At 48.8% G+C, this 17,930-nt stretch carries 15 protein-coding genes and 1 pseudogene; 9 read left to right on the forward strand and 7 right to left on the reverse strand.

What is annotated here, in order from left to right; translation table 11 throughout:
• Positions 1-91 precede the first annotated feature (91 nt).
• Positions 92-490: pseudogene (locus NDI45_RS23630) on the reverse strand (class I SAM-dependent methyltransferase).
• Complete coding sequence (locus NDI45_RS23635; protein ID WP_348249127.1) at positions 469-687, reverse strand: hypothetical protein; 219 nt, start codon at positions 685-687, stop codon at positions 469-471. The pseudogene NDI45_RS23630 and the gene NDI45_RS23635 overlap by 22 nt, the downstream one beginning before the upstream one ends.
• A 164-nt stretch (positions 688-851) precedes the next feature.
• Between NDI45_RS23635 and NDI45_RS23640 the strand changes: the two genes are divergently transcribed.
• From NDI45_RS23640 to NDI45_RS23650, 3 genes are read left to right on the forward strand one after another with little or no spacing between them, the layout of a single operon-like run.
• Positions 852-1,544 carry a helix-turn-helix domain-containing protein gene (locus tag NDI45_RS23640; RefSeq protein WP_348249128.1) on the forward strand — a complete coding sequence of 231 codons (693 nt, stop codon included), beginning with the start codon at positions 852-854 and terminating at the stop codon, positions 1,542-1,544.
• 1 nt (position 1,545) lies between these two features.
• A complete protein-coding gene (locus NDI45_RS23645) occupies positions 1,546-1,902 on the forward strand; it encodes a hypothetical protein (RefSeq protein WP_348249129.1) in 357 nt (118 codons plus the stop codon).
• Positions 1,899-2,303: an NUDIX domain-containing protein gene (locus NDI45_RS23650; RefSeq protein ID WP_348249130.1), complete on the forward strand. Its 405-nt coding sequence runs from the start codon at positions 1,899-1,901 to the stop codon at positions 2,301-2,303. The genes NDI45_RS23645 and NDI45_RS23650 overlap by 4 nt, the downstream gene beginning before the upstream one ends.
• Positions 2,304-2,353: 50 nt before the next feature.
• Here NDI45_RS23650 and NDI45_RS23655 read toward each other — a convergent pair whose 3' ends face one another.
• From NDI45_RS23655 to NDI45_RS23670, 4 genes are all read right to left on the reverse strand, one after another.
• The gene (locus tag NDI45_RS23655) at positions 2,354-3,319 is read right to left on the reverse strand and encodes a GNAT family N-acetyltransferase (protein WP_190792005.1); all 966 of its coding nucleotides are present in this window, start codon (positions 3,317-3,319) and stop codon (positions 2,354-2,356) included.
• 21 nt (positions 3,320-3,340) lie between these two features.
• Complete coding sequence (locus NDI45_RS23660) at positions 3,341-3,652, reverse strand: ASCH domain-containing protein (protein ID WP_190792004.1); 312 nt, start codon at positions 3,650-3,652, stop codon at positions 3,341-3,343.
• A gap of 17 nt (positions 3,653-3,669) precedes the next feature.
• The gene (locus NDI45_RS23665) at positions 3,670-6,132 is read right to left on the reverse strand and encodes a hypothetical protein (protein ID WP_348249131.1); all 2,463 of its coding nucleotides are present in this window, start codon (positions 6,130-6,132) and stop codon (positions 3,670-3,672) included.
• A 185-nt stretch (positions 6,133-6,317) separates the two neighbouring features.
• Entirely contained in the window at positions 6,318-10,178 is a 3,861-nt protein-coding gene (locus NDI45_RS23670) for an AAA-like domain-containing protein (protein ID WP_348249132.1), read from the reverse strand.
• Between the two features lie 314 nt (positions 10,179-10,492).
• Between NDI45_RS23670 and NDI45_RS23675 the strand changes: the two genes are divergently transcribed.
• Positions 10,493-12,277 carry an AAA-like domain-containing protein gene (locus tag NDI45_RS23675; RefSeq protein WP_348249133.1) on the forward strand — a complete coding sequence of 595 codons (1,785 nt, stop codon included), beginning with the start codon at positions 10,493-10,495 and terminating at the stop codon, positions 12,275-12,277.
• A 518-nt stretch (positions 12,278-12,795) separates the two neighbouring features.
• On the opposite strand, the gene NDI45_RS23680 is transcribed toward NDI45_RS23675, so the two are convergent.
• A complete protein-coding gene (locus NDI45_RS23680) occupies positions 12,796-13,050 on the reverse strand; it encodes a hypothetical protein (RefSeq protein WP_348249134.1) in 255 nt (84 codons plus the stop codon).
• Between the two features lie 487 nt (positions 13,051-13,537).
• Here NDI45_RS23680 and NDI45_RS23685 point away from each other — a divergent pair, with 487 nt between their 5' ends.
• The 5 genes from NDI45_RS23685 to NDI45_RS23705 all read left to right on the forward strand — a co-directional run bounded on the left by NDI45_RS23685 (position 13,538) and on the right by NDI45_RS23705 (position 17,901).
• Positions 13,538-13,699, forward strand: a complete 162-nt coding sequence (locus tag NDI45_RS23685; RefSeq protein ID WP_348249135.1) for a hypothetical protein — start codon at positions 13,538-13,540, stop codon at positions 13,697-13,699.
• A 352-nt stretch (positions 13,700-14,051) separates the two neighbouring features.
• Complete coding sequence (locus NDI45_RS23690) at positions 14,052-15,080, forward strand: substrate-binding domain-containing protein (protein WP_348249136.1); 1,029 nt, start codon at positions 14,052-14,054, stop codon at positions 15,078-15,080.
• Between the two features lie 102 nt (positions 15,081-15,182).
• Positions 15,183-16,142 carry an ABC transporter permease gene (locus NDI45_RS23695; protein WP_348249137.1) on the forward strand — a complete coding sequence of 320 codons (960 nt, stop codon included), beginning with the start codon at positions 15,183-15,185 and terminating at the stop codon, positions 16,140-16,142.
• A gap of 140 nt (positions 16,143-16,282) precedes the next feature.
• Positions 16,283-17,023, forward strand: a complete 741-nt coding sequence (locus NDI45_RS23700) for an ATP-binding cassette domain-containing protein (protein ID WP_199296426.1) — start codon at positions 16,283-16,285, stop codon at positions 17,021-17,023.
• On the forward strand, positions 17,020-17,901 hold the full coding sequence (locus tag NDI45_RS23705; RefSeq protein ID WP_190790927.1) for a sugar phosphate isomerase/epimerase family protein: 882 nt from the start codon (positions 17,020-17,022) through the stop codon (positions 17,899-17,901). The genes NDI45_RS23700 and NDI45_RS23705 overlap by 4 nt, the downstream gene beginning before the upstream one ends.
• Positions 17,902-17,930: the final 29 nt, after the last annotated feature.

Raw genomic sequence — 17,930 nt, forward strand, 5'->3', positions numbered from 1 at the left:
TCCATCCATAAGTACTATGCTCTTCACGTACATGTATCTCAAAGTCTTTGGTTGCCCACCTTTCGCCGTCTGATTTGGCAACCTGTTTGATTCAGTTATTGATTGACGATTCATAATCTGCGGGTGCAAATGGGAGGATGACATCTCGCAAATAAAACTTACCGTTCGGCTTCAGCATCGTGGCAATTCTCAAAAAAGCCGTCATCTTCCAAAAATCGGGCAGAATGTGAAGTGCATTTTTGGTGACGACGAAATCGGCTAATTGATCTGGATGCTTGCAGCTCAAAAAGCCTGCTTGATGAAACTTGATCGTGGTAACGCCTGCTTATTGGGCTTTGTTTTGAGCATAAGTGAGCATCGCTTTCGAGATATCAACCGCATGAACAGAAGCTCCTGTAAGCGCAGATTGAATGGCAAAGTTACCTGTACCCGCACCTAAATCGATAACTGTATGTTCTGCAGCAATTCCTAATCGTGATGAATGAACGATTGTAGTGCCCTTTCTGCATTCTCTCTGGGAATTGAAACGCCTCGACTTGGCAAAAAGCGAGTTACTTCAGGATCAGCCCAGATGGATACAAGCGCCTCCAAATCTAAGAATTGAAGTGGACGCATCGTAAAACCGTCAATTTGTAAGACGGTTGGATCAGCAGGATTGCTCATTGCTATATTCCAAACATCAATCACACCTTAACACTGCTGCCTCAATCCATCGCTTAGGCAGGAGTTGTCAGGCACAGCAGGGTTTTCAACAATGTTAAGCTAGCTGTTAAACCGATGTTGTCAAGTAGTACTTGACAAGTTGTTTCTTAGGGATGTAAAGTAATACTTGACAGCAAATAGGCGAAAGGATGAAGAATCGGCTGAAAGAGCTTCGACAATTACGCCAATGGTCACAAGCCGACCTCGCCAGAGAACTAGAAGTAAGCCGTCAAGCGGTCAACGGGTTTGAATCGGGTAAGTTCGACCCAAGCTTGGATATGGCGTTCAAAATTGCCAGTTTGTTTCAGGTCTCGATCGAAGACGTTTTCATCTTTGAGGCAAAGAATTCAATGCAAACATTATTTGAACGAGTCAAAAATTTCTTCGGTTTTGAGTTTGGGTTTGAGCGGTTCACAGAACAGGCAATTCATGCTATCACCTTCGCTCGAAACGAAGCCCTACGGTTGCAACAGTCGGCACAGGGCACAACTTCGCAGGAACCGCAGGTTGAACCAGAACATTTGCTAGCTGGCTTATTGGCTGATCCAGCAGCAACGTCTGCTCAATTACTGCAAGCGAATGGTGCAACACTGAGAGCCATAACTGATGAGCATAGTTTTGAACCAGGTGAGAATCTCAAATTGAGTTCACAAAGCAAGTTTGTCCTGGAGCTTGCTTTACAGGTCGTTCGGCTTCAGGGCAAGAAGTCGATTGGCACAGAACATCTTTTATGGGGTTTGATGCGGCTAGCTGATACCGATAAGACCATTCAGACTGATTTGTTTCACCGTTACGGAATCAATCTTGAAGCTTTGAATCATCAACTCATAGAAGTCATTTGAGATGGGTACAAATGATGTGAGCGCAGAGTGCGATCGATCCTTGTATTTGAGTGATTCATTCACTCAGGCATACCAGCGTTGCCTCCAGGAAGGATTTTCTCAGGGAGGAGGTTACGTCCGCGATTCAGTGAATGCGATGAGTGCGTGGTCGTTTGCGTTGGAGAATATCACGATTCCTGTAGACCTCTGGTATGACGGTTTAGATACCAGTCCTGTTCACTCCCCCGATTTTAGCGTAACCCTCGCTGCTCACTTGCCACAGGCTACCCATATCCTTGATCCTAATGAGGGAGGCTCCATTCTGTGGACGCGATCGCACGATATTCTATCAAAGCTGAAATCCTATGTGTCAGTATGAATAGCACGATCATTGATGTTGTCGCCTGGATTTGCATCAGGGATAGACAGGTTTTATGTGCCCGGACAACGGGCAACGATGTGCTCTATCTGCCCGGTGGAAAACGGGAGAAGGGTGAGTCTGACTGGGAGGCATTGCGCCGAGAGGTTCAAGAGGAACTCAATGTCAGCCTGATCGCTGAAACCTTAACAGAAGTAATGGTCGTGCAGGAGGTTGCTCATGGCTACACAGAACCAACTCAGGTGACGATGCGCTGCTTTGGGGCAGACTACAGGGGTGAAATCATGGCAGATTCTGAAATTGAAGCGATCGCGTGGCTGAGGTACATAGATTTAGACCAATGTGCTCCAGCTACGCAACGGGTACTGGAGTATTTGTATAAGCAGCAATGGATTGATTAGGCGCGATTACCCCGTAGGGGGAACTGCTTCGCATCGCTTACAAGCGGTAGCTACTCAACATCATCCGCCGTTTCGACCAGCACCAACTCTACGTTTGGATAACGGTTTATCGCTTCCACCAACCAGTCAAAAACCGTGGGTCCCTTTTCTCTCAGGGCTGCTCGTAGTGCCCAGGCGGTTTTAATTAACGCAGTAGGAGGACAATCCCGTAACTGTTGCAGCAGTTGGCGAACAGTCTCGTCATAACCTAAAGCTGCTCTCGCATAGTCTACTTCTCGCCATACTAATCGGAATGAATCAGGTAAGCATCCATAATCACCTCGAAGTACAGCATGGAAACCATCGAGGTTCTTATCCCAGGGTTGTCCTGCCAGCAAAATCTGTTCCACTTGGTTGTAGAATGCCTCCAGTGTGGTGGTGCGACGACCATCAAGAATATACTCTGGTTTTAACTCATTGACTGTATGCAATAACCAGCCTTTCTTCCTCAACTCAAATGTTTGCTCTAGACAAAGTTCATTCTTGAATACAACCTCCTCAGAGCTTACTAAGTTCATTCCTAATCGTGTCAGAAGATTAATTGATGGATGATTGCGGCTATCTGTGATGCCAATGACTTTCGTAATATTTCCAGGTTCGAATAATGAGCAAAGCAATGCTTGAATCGCTTCTTTTGCATAGCCATTACCTTGTTCTTCTCGATGTAGCGTAAAACCAATTTCTACTGTTGTTGTATCGTGCTCACTTACCTGTATCCCAATATCACCAATCAGTAGATTGGATTGCTGGAGAGCGATCGCAATTTGAAACCATTCCCCTGGAATTCCAATTGGAACTGTACTCATTTCATTGATGAAAGCGATCGCCTCATTCTCTAATAGCATTGACCAACTTTGGAAGCGGGCAACCTCAGGGTCATGCCGGTAGGCAAGGAAGCGATCGAGATCAGTCTCAGTAAAGCGCCGAAGCGTCAGTCGTTCAGTTTGTTGGGGAAGAAAGTGTTCTGGAAATGACATCGCTCTTCAGCATCCTGATGACTACGAGTAAACCACACGAAACCGCTCGCAAACCAGCAGCATTTGAGGAGTGGGCTGCTTACCGATTTGGGGTAATCCCCGTGAAAAATACCTCCAATGTTCCTCTCTCCAGGATTCCAGGGAACGGTCATCCTCACCCTCTTCATAGGCAAACTGTGCGTCCACCTCATTAAATGCTCGGAGTGTTACTTCTGTCGTTTCAATAATGCAAAGAGGGCGATCGCTTCCATCCAGCACAATTGTTTTAGAACCTATTTTAGGGGGTTCGCTACTCTCTGCTTCCCATTCCCATACGGTTGAACACGCTGCCATTTTAACTCCTTTGAGAGTTAAACTTTGAATTGTTGTAACGCGATCGTTCGATAAGATTCTTCGTTAAACCCCATTACCATTTGTACTGCGAGAGCAGGCTCCTTGGCATTTAAAGCTTCTTCAACCATTTGCCAGAGGAGTTCCCGTTGCTCGAAGCGATTGGGCATTGTTTCTACAGCCTCGCGCGAAAATTGTGCGGCTTGGTTAGCGCGGCTCGTTTCCCCCTGAAAGGCATAGGCTTGAGCAATGAGGAACCAGTTATAAGCCTTCAAGTTAGGAGACTGAAGATCAGCGTTGATTTGCCCCGCCTGTAGCAACTGTGAGATAGATGGATTTTGGACTCCCGAAAGCACGAAATAAAAACGAACTGCATCATTCAAGGCTTGTTCTCGCTGGCTATCATTAGGAATCGTTTCCGCAATTTGCTGAAGTCGAATGACAACGGCTTGTGCCTGAGCGTTTTGACCTGTGGCATGATAGTTCACCACCATTTGAGCCAGCGTGGAAATGTATCCAGCTTGGTGGGGCTGATTCTGGATAATCTGGAGGGCATAGGCTGGGTCAGAAGATGCTGCTGCAACTGCAATGCGTCCAATCATCCAATCCTGTTGAGCAGGTTCCAGGCTTTGTGCTAGGGTCAAGGCGGCTTCTGCAGTTTCCTGCATTTGCGGTTCCGCGCCTATAGTTGCATAGGCTTTGACGATCGCCTCCATTCCTCTAAGCTGCTGCAATGGTTCTGTAGCGGTGCTGTTAACTGTCCTTAAACCCGACAGCATTTGCATCGCTTCTTCCTCATCCCCCGCAAGGAAAAACATTTGAGCCACTTCAGCCATCGGCACTACTGTCCAGAAGGGGAAAGATGACGACCGCTCACTTCCAGGAAATTGACTGATCAGATTAAACGCGCCTTCTGCCGCTGCTTGTGCCTCCTCACGCTGTTGCAGTTGGGCATATAATCGGGCAATCGTTCCCAGATACCGCACCTGTTCTCGCACCGAATCTTGATTCTGAACCTCTAGAGTTTTAGCTGATTCAAGCGCCTCATTTAACACTGCCCTGGCTCGATCGGATTCATTGAACGCCAGATAATCCTGAGCAATCTCTAGCAACAATCCTGCGTTAGAAACGGTGACGTAGGTATTGCGATCGTAAAAGATAGTCATTTTATCCACAGTGCGAGCTACAGCCAAAGCTTGATCTAGCATGGCGATCGCATCTTGAGGTTGATTAACCTGCCGGTACTGTTGAGCGATCGTTTGCAGTGCATTGACGCGAGCCTGTTCCTGAAGGACATTTGCAGCTTGCATTGCCCGATCATACTGTTTTGCTTTCGCCGCTTGCTGAACGATCTGTTGCAGGGCTTCTACTTTCAGGTCAGGCATATCGCCAAAGGGTTGCAGGATTCCATCTGGCACCTGTTGCGTAAGGGCGATCGCTTCGTTATACCGCCCAACATCGGAGTAGACGCGGGCGATGATGACTTTGGCATGAGCCTGTTCATACCCGGTGAAGCTGTTGGTAAGAGCTAGAGCGCGATCGAAGGCTCCGACCTGGGCGAAGTGACCTGCCCACTGAGCGAAGACCTGCGATGGCTGCATTTCGGTTAGCTCATAGGCTTCGGAAAGAATGCTGACGGCGCGTTCTTTTGCTCCAGCTTTAGCATAGGCAAGAGCGACTTCTATCCAGAGCTGAACTCGGCTGCTTGGCTCTGGAATCTGACTGGCAATCTGGTAAGACAGGTCAGTCTTGCCGCTGCGCCATGCCCACCGCGCTAGGGTTGAGAGCAGGGATGATTTTTCGTTAGGGTCTGTGATCTTTTCTGTGAATGCCAATGCATCTGTGAAGCGATCGGTGTTGATATAGCTTTTGAGAATGGCATCGCGTGCTTGGTCGCCGTAATCCTGTATAGATTGGCTGAGGGCAATTGCCTCGCTGACCTGTCCTTGCTCAACCAGATAAGAGACCACAGGAATTAAGGCTTGGTCACGGGATGGAGCAAACTGAATTTTCTCGGCAAATTGCTGGGCTGTCTTAATCTGTCCGGCATTCAAATAAGCTTGGACGATTGCAACTTCCGCATCCGTCCTTACAGGCACACAGCACCCTAATGAAGGCAGGGAGTTATAGCTCATGCGGTTGGTGATAGCGATCGCCCAATCGTACTGTCCCAGTTTTGCTAACTCTGCTGCAATGGTGGCAAAGAATTGGTCAAGGGTAACGGAATTGGAGAGGAGCGCGGTGATTTGTTCAGCCTGGAGTAAGGCTTCTGTCGCTTGAGCAACTTGACCATTGGCGGCATTGCGCCGGGCTGCCCGAATTAGCTCCCAGGCTTGAGCAGCAGGGCTTGACTGAGGACTGACTTGGGCGATCGTAGGGACAGAATGATCCCCTGACAAGGCAGACAAATTTGGAATTGCTTCTGCGGCAGCAGGTACAGCAGCAAACAAACTGACAATGATGGGCACCATCCAGGGCTGCATGACAGATCTCTCTGATTCTACGGTGGTTTCAGATGGAAAATGGAAGAGCATTATTCGCAATTACACTAAAGCATAGATACATCATTTGAGAGGCTTTTTGAAATGCTTTGCGATTTTTCTAGGAACTCATACTGAGTAGTTAGGCTTCATCAGCAGTAAGATTAATTCCAGAATGGCTTTTAGATTTAGGAAGGACATTGAAGTGTATCGCGCAAGTCTGGATGATGGGTGAAATAGGGAGATAACCAATTGCAGCCCTGCTTTAATAGGCCTGGCAATTCAGGCACTTGCCAGTGATGGATCGTATTGTTATTTCCAACGGTGAAGATTGTTTGACCATCTTTGCTGAAGCTGATGTTGTGTGTGCCCTCAGAAACACTCATATCGCTCAGCAACTGTCCATCTAGTGTCCACAATCGCAGCTCAGTACTAGCCAGGGTGGCAAAGCTGCGGCGATCGGGGCTAAATGCAATTCTGAAGATAGAATCGGTGTGTCCTGTAAAATCGCTGAGGAGCTGTCCCTGGCGGCTCCAGACTTTGATATTGCCGTTCATCCCTGTGGTCACAAAGTATTGTCCATCGGGGCTGAATTCGATCGAGTAGGCATCTGGTTGGGTTTGCTCTAGCGTTTTAACAAGCTGTCCCTGAGCTGTCCAGATTTTGATTGTTCCTTCTAAGCCAGTTGTGACTAGGTGTTGATTATCTGGGCTGAATTGCAGAGCGATCAGAGCTTGATCGTGAGCTTTGAAGCTTGCTTGTCTTTGCCCATTAGAAGACCAGATTGTTAGGGTGCCAGTGCCATCGGCTTGTCCTGCTGCAATCCATTCTGCATTGGGGCTAATCCGCAGTGCGTTAATCGATGACGTAGAAGAGAGCCGAGTTTGTAGCAGCACCTTTCCCTCACGATTCCAGAGATGAATCTGGTTGTCGGTGGTCGCAGCGGCGATATGGCTTCCATCTCGGCTGAGGGCAAGGGAACTGACGTAAGGAAGGCGACCCTTCAGTTCTTGCAGCAGTTGTCCCTGCGGATTCCACAGGCGAATTAGCCCTTCCTGTCCGGCGATCGCAATCACCTGCCCATCCTGGCTGAACTGTGTTTGCAGGTAGGATTGTCCGGAGGTATCTAGTGTTGTTAGTCTCCGTCCTGCGGTATCCCAGAGTTGGGCTTTGCCCTCGGCACTGATACCAATCACGCGATCGGCTGCTCCGTTGACATCGGTGGATGGCATAAAGTCAGACGAAGTTCCCTGTAGTGGGTAGTAATTGAACGATTGCAGGTTCCATTCCTGAATCGTTCCAGCGCTTGAAAACGTGAGCAGACGATTACCCTCTGGAGAAAACCAGGCGTTGAGAATTCTGCCCTGCCCTTGCATCATTGAGACGATTGGCTTAACCGCTTTAAGCTGTTGACCCAGGTAAATCTTGCCAGAGAAATCGCTAAAGATAAGGTGATTACCCTGAGGACTGAGATGTAAATTCGCTTCCACTGGCGTAATGGTTTGGGATTTGGAACGGTTACCAGGAACCCTGGGAGTTTGTTGTTTTCCCTCAGGTGTCCAGTAGGTTACGTCTCCATTAATTGTGATCGCTACGATTTCGTTGCTCGAGAGGAATTCAGCATCCGCGATCTGTGAATGTGCGACATTGCCATTGCCCGGAATTTTGATTTCACCAAACCGATCGCCGCTCAACGTCCACACTTGACCAATACCGTCCATCCCAACCGTTAGCAAATGCTGATTGTTGGGACTCCACTGCATCTTCAAGTGAGGAGAGGCTTTGAAGCTAGCTAACGTTTGACCGCGATAGGATGCAATTTTTACATTGCCCCGCTCATCGATCGCCGCTAAATATTGCCCATTTGGACTGAACTGCACCGCATGAATATTGCCCTCAAACCCCTCCAGCTTAAACTGGTAGCGTCCCTGAGATGACCAGACATCGACTGCCTCAACACTAGCCGCCGCCAGCCGCTCATTATCAGGACTAAATGCCAGACCGAACACCGGACGATTTTGAGGTTGTTGAAACTCTTGCAGACGATGCAAAGCAGTTCCCCCTTCGGGGTAATCGCCCTGTCGATCCCAGACGCGAATTTTACCGTCAAAGCCGGAGGTTGCGAGCAATTGACCATCTGGGCTAAACGCCATCTCCAGTTCTGTGCCACCATGATCACCCAACGTTGCAATCTGCTTTCCCTGAGTTGTCCAGAGTTGAGCAGCAGCATGAACTCCTGCGGAGGGAGACGCAGAAGCTACTGCAACGAGTTTTCCATCAGGACTAAATTCCACCGCCCCCAGGTTAGCCGGAAAACCTGTTACCCGATTCTGTTCGCGAATCTGGCTCAAGACCTGATGCAGTGCTCGAACGGGGCTGATCGCTGGATACTCAGCCCAGGGACGATTGCCCCTCACCAACTGGTTTAGCGCCTGCCCAGCCTTCATCGCAGAAACTAGAGCATCCAGTTCAGAGGTTTCAAACTGTCGTAAAACGGTCATTCCCTGCCGTTCCAGCCGTGTGCCTGCTAGGGCAGTTTGCTGTTTTTGCAGGGCATTCTGGGCAAACAGAGCCGCGATCGCCGCTCCCACAATTGAAGCCACTAGCACGACTAATCCGATGCGAATCCGTCGTTTGGCCGTTTGATTGGCTTGGGTCAGGATTTGATTGGCTCTGGCAATGCTCTCTTTCTCCTGTTTCTCGATATCCCAGCCAATCTGAGCTTCCAGTTTCTCTAGTTGAATCGTGCGATTCTCAACGGCCTGGCTCGCCGCTAAAAACTGGTAGTCCTCATCGCTCAAACTCTTACCTGCTGACCAATCTACCGCCTCGCGCAAGGCTTGTCCTCTCAGGAGGCGGGAATCATCCTGGCGATCGGAGTTTAACCAGGCAGCGATCGCCTCGTTGTAAATCCGCAGCTTGTCAAGCTGCTCACCGACCCAGATTGGATCAAACACAGTTGCGTAAATCCGGTTTGCAATCCATAGCCTGCCCTGACGCTGCACCACCAGCCCCGACAGCTTCAACTCCATCTGCTCCGGCGAATCATCAGCAGGAATGGATTGACTGGGAGACAGCAAAATCTGCTGATAAAGCCCTAATAATCGTCCTGCCCGATGCTCATTCCGAAGCAGGCGATCGCGAATTGTTTTCAAGTGTTCGGGATAGTCTTGTGCTTCCCAACGATCGATAATCCGCGTCCTGATAAGAGCATCAACAGAATGAGTCATACAATTCTGTCCAGCCTGTTCACAACTCCATTCCTGAACAATTAATTGACAGACTCTTTGCGTTAAAAACGGTTGTCCATCCGTCCATCGTAAAACTTCGCGTAACGTTATCTCAGGATCGGGCACAACACCTTTGAATCCTTCCGCTAAAACTTGGGCTTCGTGTTCAACAAAGCCATACAAATCGATCGCTCTACCAATGTTAAAAGGGGTGCGATTGATATCACTAATCAGATCGCCAGGAGTTGCAACACCTAGCAGCGCAAAGGTGAGCCGACGATAGGCAGCATGGTGTGCTCGCTTGTTATAGCAGGCGCGAATCAGAACAAAAAAATCATCGAGTGAGTCTCGAAAACTGAGAACGCTGTCGATTTCATCAATGAAAACCACAATCGACTGAGACTGTTTTAATAAAATCTCTTCAATGAGTTGGCTTAGCCGCTGCACCGGAGAGAGGGAACTGCGATCGCGCCACCAGGTCATAAACTCCGCAGCATTAAACAGGTCCAGTTGGCTCACCAGCTTGTAGGCAACGCCGCCGTACCACTGCTCCAGAGACACCTGATTGCCAATGTCAGAAATATCGATCGCAACACAGGCAATTCCCTCCGCCTGCAAACGATTCATCACCTGTACCTGAAGGCTGGATTTCCCCATCTGACGCGAGTTCAACACATAGCAAAACTCACCTGCCTTCAGCCCCTCATACAAATCGAGGTCAGCCTGCCGCCTGACGTAGGTAGGAGCCTGTTCGGGTAAAGTGCCGCCTGCCTGGTAATAGGGATAGTGAGCGACCGTTCGATTGGGATGTGCTGTCATAGTTAGTTAGACAAGAAATGAGGGAAATAGATTCTGGGAATCTGTGGTTATCTCCTATGAAAGTTGAGAGGTTAGTGAGTTCAGGCAGGAAAACTTTATGTTGCAATCGAGTTTTCATCGACTTTATTGAGCTTGACTCCTATCCTGCACCAAAACAGCGATCGTCAAAACATTGGAAAAGGAGAATTGTGCCGTCCTAGATGTTCGTCCGAAGCGGGTAAGTGACGGCTATACTATCGGGGTTTGTCCCATTCGTCATAATTGAAATTGCCAACACGCTGAGATTCTGTTTTGTTCTCCCCTTTGCCCTGCCTATGCCGCGATCGCTCAAACTCCGTCAGTCCTGTATCTTTGACATAAAGCTGTCTCTGCTGCGAAACGGATTTCCCAGCCAGCGGCTCCTTGCTGAGCAGCTTGAGATTGCCCAATCAACGGTCAGTCATTTTCTCAATGGCAAACCCGTAGATTTCGTTAATTTTGTAGAACTTTGTCAAGCGTTGGGGCGGGATTGGCGCGATCTCGCTGACCTAGAAGCAGAACCACCCGCGGAACAAACTCAGCCAGAGTTGAACGGGCAGGACAGTACTGTAACCATTTTGATTAGCGGTGATGCAAGCTGTGCTGAACTGATCACGCAGCTTCAGCAGTCGTTTGCCCAAACTCGGCATCAAGTGGTGACCCCCTCCACGCCTTTGCTATCTGCCGAAAATCTGCAATTCTCGGATTACTGGCTGTTGCTGTTAACAGAACAATCCATTGCTAGTGAAGCAACTCTAGCAAACGTTCAGCTTACCAGGGAATTGCAGACGAAAAGGTGCCAGCCTGGAATTCTGCCGATATTGCTCAACTTACCCTGGATGCAGCGATTACCGTTTGATTTACTGAGCTATTTGCAGGACAGCCAACCGTGGCAATGGCAGCTATCTGAATCATTTACCCGATTATCATCAGCTCTGTTGGAGGTTTTGGAACAGCGGCGGATGACTCTTTCAGTTAACCATGAGCTTGCCATATCTTGGAGACAGCTAACAACGCCTGCTGACCAATCACCTCTTCCACCTCTCCCCAGCGCAGCTCCTGAAATCCCCGGTGGGCAAATCGATCTCGAATCGCAGTTTTATATCCAGCGGCCTCCGATCGAGACATTGTGCTACGAAGCGATCGCCCAACCCGGGGCCCTCATTCGGATCAAAGCCCCCCGCCAAATGGGCAAAACCTCCTTAATGGCTCGCATTCTTCATCAGGCAAAACAGCAAGGAGCGCGGGCTATCCCCCTGAGCTTTCAGCTTGCTAATCAGCGCAGCCTGACCAACCCCGATACGTTTCTCCAGTGGTTCTGTGCGAGTGTAAGTTTAGAATTGGGACTGCTTGACCCTAACCAACTGGCAAGCCACTGGCAACTTGCTCCCGTTATTGGCAGCAACCAATGCTGCAAAGCCTACTTTGAACAGTATTTGCTGCCGTCTCTCTCCACTCCCCTAGCCCTGGGATTAGATGAAGTCGATCGCGTCTTTGCAAACCTCGAAATTGCTGATGATTTTTTTGGGCTATTGCGTGCCCTCCATGAAGAAGCAAAACGGCGAGAGATTTGGAAGAATATTCGTCTGATTGTCGTGCATTCCACAGAGGTTTATATTCCGCTTGATATCAACAAATCTCCGTTTAACGTCGGGCTACCGATCGAGTTACCAGAATTCACGGCACCTCAGGTGGAGGAATTGGTGCAGCGTTATGGTCTTGCACTCTCTCCTGAAGCTATCCAAGCCTTAATGGAATTGATTGGAGGACATCCGTTTTTGGTGCGATTGGCACTGTATGCGATCGCTCACCAAACTCTGAGCTTTGATCAACTCCTGCAAGAGACCTTCATAACAGGCAGCATTTATGCAGACCATCTGCGTCGCCACCTCAGCAATCTCGAACGTAATCCATTTTTAATGGAAGCATTTCGGGACATTGTTTTGCACGAGACCCCCGTGCGGCTTCCCTCCGAACAAGCCTTTAAACTAGACAGTATGGGTCTGGTTAAATTGGTAGGGAATACTGCGCTGCCCCGATGCAAGCTCTATCGTAACTACTTCCGTCGCTACTTTGAATGAGCCAGATAAATGAATGAGTCAGATAAACGAAACTGTCAGAGCAGTTGTGTCGCAAATACTTTTTAGTGACAAACTTAGTGACAAACAAAGTATCTCGTTCGCGTTTCGTTAAGCGCTAATTCTGAAGGGTGCTTCAATCAATTCTACTTAAGACACACTGTCCCCTTTGCTGATTCCCTTGACTTGTCCTTTGCGAATTAGACTCATTGCTTCAATACAATGATTTCGGGCAGGAAGTGTTTCCACTTCAACAAGGATTGGGAGGCCATTTAGGGTGAGGCTAGAGAAAATTGAGCTTCCCCACCTTATCATTTGTGCGACACAACCAAATCTTGAAGGGTCAGCACTGTACAACATTACCGTAGTGCCGTTCGTATGAGATTTACCTCTTGAGGCTTTCCTATTGTGCTTAAGCTCATTATATAAAGGTTTTGTAACGTTTGAACTTAAACCTTACAAAATCCTTAGGAAAACGCTAGGCGACAATTGCAGCGTGAATCCTGGAAGTAAAACTGAGATTAATCCTTCTCTGGCTCCGAAAAGTCTCGCTCGACTAGATGCGATCGCTCCTGCTGCCTTTGCATCAGTTCATCCAAGAGCTTAAGCTGCTGCTCCAGTTCAACGATCGCATCCCGTCGCGCGATCGATCGCTCCCAAGCAAGGTGCTGGCTACTACCAATGCGCCCTAGAGAACGAACAGTTTGCTTACCCACACTTTCCTCCTTTACTAGGCGAGCATAGTAGTAGGTCTTGCCTGCCTTAGAAGTCGTCATTGTTGTTGTGAGAAAATAATGTGCTGGAGCTACAGACCCACTTTTGCGAATTGCTTCGATGCAATTTAAAAGGCATTGCTTCTCGGCTTCGAGGTGAGAAGAGAACATCATTATTTTCGTAATGTTTGCTTGTCTATCTTACAAAAATAACTGATCGGGGAAGACTTTACATCCGCACTTGCAAATTTGAAAAATCATTCTGATTTTGTAAGATTAGATTTTTAACCTTACAAAAATTGTCAAAACACTTAGAAGCCAAAGAAGCGCGAATTCCTAGATGGTTAAGAACCAAAGGCAGCTGCGATATTATAGAAGCAATAAACCATAAGCTGTGCCACATCGCCTAATCAGAGTGCAATGTAGTTGCAGCAGTACTGTCAACTCAACTAGACAAATTTAAGAATAAGCAGATAGTCCCTGGTAAGTTGGAATCACAGGATTATGCGGCAGGTTTCAACCCAACAATCTCTTGCCAATCTTAAATCCGTTGGCGCTTCTGTTCCCGGTAGTGCTGAGCGGTGAGCGGGTGTTGTTTCGGACGGAAACTGTGGCACATCCTGCAAAAGAGCATTCGACGATGCGAAACATTAGCGTCATGGGCTGCCGAAGCTATCTTCGGCTCGACTCACCTCAGAGGGTGCATCTGTGACGATCGCAATATCTCCATCTCCGCGTCCTCGTTTTACTTTCTTTGCTATCCTCGTTTTACTTTCTTTGCTATTTTTGTTTATCGTTCTTGTTCATTGAATCATCATTGAGGTCAGTCTTTAGGTGGACGCACAGTTTTATGCCTCCGTAGAAGATAGAAAAATAAAGTTTTCCAGGATAAACGCACTACAATTTTGTAAATGAATATTCTCTAGACATCATTCTCTAATAGACACTACATCTAGAGAAGATTCTGAATAAAATTCAAACTTTGTTTCTGTTTATGAAGATGCGTTTGCCCTAGGGATAGTCTCACGATAGGAGGCATGGAAGTGGGCAAGAAACGATGCGACATGAGGAGTGCTTCAGTGCTTTTGGTCGCGGTGATGGCACTTGCAGGCTGTAGTGGACCTCAACGCAATAACAGCAGTAATGAGAGTAGCAATCAAAATGGAGGGAACACACAACCTGTTGCTGCAGTGATTAAAGGATTAGATAATCCCTTCTTCCAAACAATGCAGCAGGGCATTGAAGATCAGGCAAAAACCGCAGGTACGACTGTCACAGTGCAGGCAGCCAATAGTTTAAACGACACGACAGGACAGGCTGATAAAGTGCAGGCATTGGCGGGGCAAAATTATGGCTGTTTTATCATCAATCCCATCACACAAACAAACTTAGTGCAGCCCCTTGTTCAGGTTGCTAATGCAGGCAAGCATATCGTTAACATTGATAGCCCGATCAGTAAGGAGGCTGCACAGACAGCTAATCTGAAGCTCTCGACTTACATTGGCACCGATAACGTGAGTGCGGGTAGATTGGCTGCTGAGGAAATGGCTAGATTGCTGCCGGATGGTGGAGATGTCGCTTTGATAGGCGGTGTTTCTGGAGATGCAACTAGTCAGGCTAGGCTGGAAGGCTTTCAACAAGGCATTCCCAATAACATTCGGATTGTGCAAACCGTTTCCGCAGATTGGGAGCGGCAGAAAGCGTTGACCGCCGCTGGAGACATTCTGCGGGCACGCCCCGATTTGAAAGGATTCTTCGTTGCGAATGACGATATGGGATTAGGAGTGGTTCGAGCACTCGCTGATGGGGGACAACAATCTCAAGTGAAGGTGATTAGTGTAGACGGACTCCAGGATGCCATTAAAGCAGTGCAGCAGGGAACGTTGTCAGCAACGGTTGCTCAGTATCCTTATGCGATCGGAGTAATGGGCATGGACGCATGTCGGGCAGCAATTGCGGGTGAAACCCTGCCACAGGACGTGACTGCCCCCGTTGCCGTGGTGAACAGGAGCAATGCAGATCAAGCGCTGCAAAGTTTCCCCAAACCCTTCTCTGACTATGAAAACCCCTTTGCCGATCTGCTGGGGCAGTAAAGCCTGAAGCAGCGATCGCCATTTCTTGCCGTAGGGGTGTTTCTTCAAATGCCCCTGCGATTGCCCATTGATGCGATTTCCCTACATCGTAGAAGGTATGCCATGACACAGGCTCATATATCTCCAACCTTGGGGCGACTGCGAGACCCTAGCTTCTGGGCAGATTGGACAGCAGCCGTCGCGCTAGTTCTGTTAATTATCGTTTTTAGCATTGCTTCCCCCGTATTCCTGACGGTGGGGAATGTGCAAGCCCTTCTGCTCGCAGCAGCAATTCTCGTCGTGCTGACGATTGGACAAACTTACGTCATTTTGACTGGAGGAATCGATCTATCTGTCGCTTCGATCTTGACGCTAGGAAGTGTTGTGCTTGGGCAAGCCTATAGTCGCGGCTGGGGAATTGGAGTGGCGTGCTTGTTGGCAATCGCGGCAGGTGCTCTCCTAGGACTAATTAATGGGTTCGTCATTGCTAAAGGCAAAATTACCGATTTTATTGTAACCCTTGGCTCCCTTAGTGCAGCGGCAGGCGCAGCCTTAGTGCTATCCGATGGGAAGCCCGTCCAAATTGCCAGTCCTTTTCTATTGAGGTTCGCGACGGGCGGTCTGGGTGTTATTAGCTATTTTGTGATTTTGGCGGCCATTATTGCCATCATCGCGCATATTGTGCTGTTCCATAACCGATTTGGTACTCATCTGCTGGCGACAGGGGGAGATACAGAAGCAGCACGGGCAACGGGAATTAACACCGATCGCATGAAAATTATGGCTTATATGATCTCCGGCTGCTTAGCAGGAATCGCCAGTATTATGCTAACTGCTCGTGTGGGCGCAGCAGAGCCTGCCTCGAATACCAGCTTTCTGCTCAATTCTGTGGCGGCTGTGGTGCTGGGGGGTGTCAGTTTGTTTGGTGGACGAGGCACAGTTGCGGGTCCAGTCATCGGTGCGTTGTTGCTCACAGCGCTTGTTAATGGTTTAACGTTGCTGTCGGTTTCCCAGTTTTATCAGCCACTGGCGGTCGGGATTGTCGTTGTTCTTGCCGCCTTGCTTATGAGGTATCAACAATGAGTTTAGATGAACCGATTCATCCATCAGGCGATGGTTCGAACCCTTCCAATTCCATCTCATCCCCTTCTAGAAATGGGGGCTTTTCCCCGTCTACTAGAAATAGCTCAAGCGCAACAATACCCAATTCTTCAAACGTACTCTTGCATGTCGATCGGGTTAGCAAATGGTTCGGCAATGTTCATGCCATCACAGATATTACGATTTGGGCTTACAAAGGCGAGATTACGGCGATCGTCGGTGACAACGGGGCAGGAAAATCTACATTAATCAAATGCATTTCAGGAGTGCATACGCCGACCGCAGGACAAATTCTCATCGATGGCAAACCCGTTCATTTTGCCTCCCCAGAAGATGCTCGACGGACAGGGATTGAAACGGTTTATCAAAACCTGGCGCTTTGCAATGACCTAAGCATTTGGCAGAATCTGTTTTTGAACCGTGAGTTGGTTAAACGGTTTGGACCGCTCGCATTTCTTGACCAGCGGACAATGCGGCGTCGATCTGCTGAAATGCTCAGTCGATTAGAGGTTAACATTCCCAGCATTAATGCCAGAGTACGGCGTCTATCGGGTGGCCAGCGACAGGCAGTTGCTATCTCCCGCGCTGCAAGTTGGGGGTCGCACCTGGTGATTATGGATGAACCGACCGCAGCCCTTGGTGTACGCGAAACCGCTCGCGTTGAAGAATTGATTTTGCGGCTTCGAGATGATGGTTTGGCAGTGTTGCTCATCAGCCATAACTTCGATCAGGTAATGCGCCTTTCAAACCAGATTTGGGTGATGCGCAGTGGTCATTTAGTCGGGGGACGACGCACTGAGAATACTAGCGGCAAAGAGCTGGTGGCGATGATTACAGGAGCCCAACAGGAGGAACAATCATGAATCAAATTGGTGTCCACGCGCTGGTGTGGGTTGGAGGATGGAGCGAGGCGGAATGCCGAAGGGCGATCGAAAGTAGCAAGGCTGCGGGGTTTGATCTGATCGAAATCCCAGTTCTCGACCCTTCCACGATCGACATCGACATGACCCGGCAAGTCCTCCAGTCGGTTGGGCTGCAGGCAGGTTGCTCTCTAGGTCTCAGTTTTGATACCGATATTTCAAGCGTAGATCCAGCAATTGTGGCGGCAGGCGATCGCCTTCTCCATCAAGCTTTGGAGGTTGCTCGCGGCATTGGTGCTAACTATTTGGGGGGCATTCTCTATAGCGCTTTGGGCAAATATTCTCAAATGCCCACAAGGGAAGGGCGTGCAAACTGCGTTAATGTGTTGCGTGGCTTAGCGAGGGAGGCTGCTGCAGATGGCATCACGCTGGGTTTAGAAACCGTCAATCGGTATGAAAGTAACCTCCTCAATACAGCCGAGCAAACAATCGAAATGATTGACGCGATCGGCGAGGACAATGTGGTGGTACACCTTGACACGTATCACATGAACATTGAAGAGTCGGGTTTTCGCACTCCGGTATTAACTGCTGGCGATCGTCTAGGCTACGTGCATGTCGGGGAAAGCCACCGGGGTTACCTCGGCACGGGCACGATAGACTTTCCGACGCTGTTTGATGCGCTAGCTGAGATCAATTACCAGGGCACCATTACCTTTGAAAGCTTCTCCTCAGCAGTAGTTTCCCCCAATCTTTCCACAACGCTAGCGATCTGGCGCAATCTTTGGAGCGATGGGATGCATTTGGCTCGCCATGCGCGTCAGTTCATTGATCAAGGATTGCGAACCGCATCGCGATCGCTTGCTGAAGCGAACCCATAACCGTTCTTCAACCCTTTCAACAAACCTTT

This window comes from Leptolyngbya sp. GB1-A1 (genome assembly GCF_039962475.1).
Lineage (GTDB): Bacteria > Cyanobacteriota > Cyanobacteriia > Elainellales > Elainellaceae > Leptolyngbya_A.

Excerpts from the sequence above, each read along its gene's own strand:
- NDI45_RS23675 (WP_348249133.1), top strand. The coding sequence starts at position 10,493 with ATGCCGCGATCGCTCAAACTCCGTCAGTCCTGTATCTTTGACATAAAG.
- NDI45_RS23650 (WP_348249130.1), top strand. The coding sequence starts at position 1,899 with ATGAATAGCACGATCATTGATGTTGTCGCCTGGATTTGCATCAGGGAT.
- NDI45_RS23670 (WP_348249132.1), bottom strand. The coding sequence starts at position 10,178 with ATGACAGCACATCCCAATCGAACGGTCGCTCACTATCCCTATTACCAG.
- NDI45_RS23665 (WP_348249131.1), bottom strand. The coding sequence starts at position 6,132 with ATGCAGCCCTGGATGGTGCCCATCATTGTCAGTTTGTTTGCTGCTGTA.
- NDI45_RS23680 (WP_348249134.1), bottom strand. The coding sequence starts at position 13,050 with ATGACGACTTCTAAGGCAGGCAAGACCTACTACTATGCTCGCCTAGTA.
- NDI45_RS23640 (WP_348249128.1), top strand. The coding sequence starts at position 852 with ATGAAGAATCGGCTGAAAGAGCTTCGACAATTACGCCAATGGTCACAA.
- NDI45_RS23655 (WP_190792005.1), bottom strand. The coding sequence starts at position 3,319 with ATGTCATTTCCAGAACACTTTCTTCCCCAACAAACTGAACGACTGACG.
- NDI45_RS23645 (WP_348249129.1), top strand. The coding sequence starts at position 1,546 with ATGGGTACAAATGATGTGAGCGCAGAGTGCGATCGATCCTTGTATTTG.
- NDI45_RS23705 (WP_190790927.1), top strand. The coding sequence starts at position 17,020 with ATGAATCAAATTGGTGTCCACGCGCTGGTGTGGGTTGGAGGATGGAGC.
- NDI45_RS23690 (WP_348249136.1), top strand. The coding sequence starts at position 14,052 with ATGAGGAGTGCTTCAGTGCTTTTGGTCGCGGTGATGGCACTTGCAGGC.
- NDI45_RS23660 (WP_190792004.1), bottom strand. The coding sequence starts at position 3,652 with ATGGCAGCGTGTTCAACCGTATGGGAATGGGAAGCAGAGAGTAGCGAA.
- NDI45_RS23695 (WP_348249137.1), top strand. The coding sequence starts at position 15,183 with ATGACACAGGCTCATATATCTCCAACCTTGGGGCGACTGCGAGACCCT.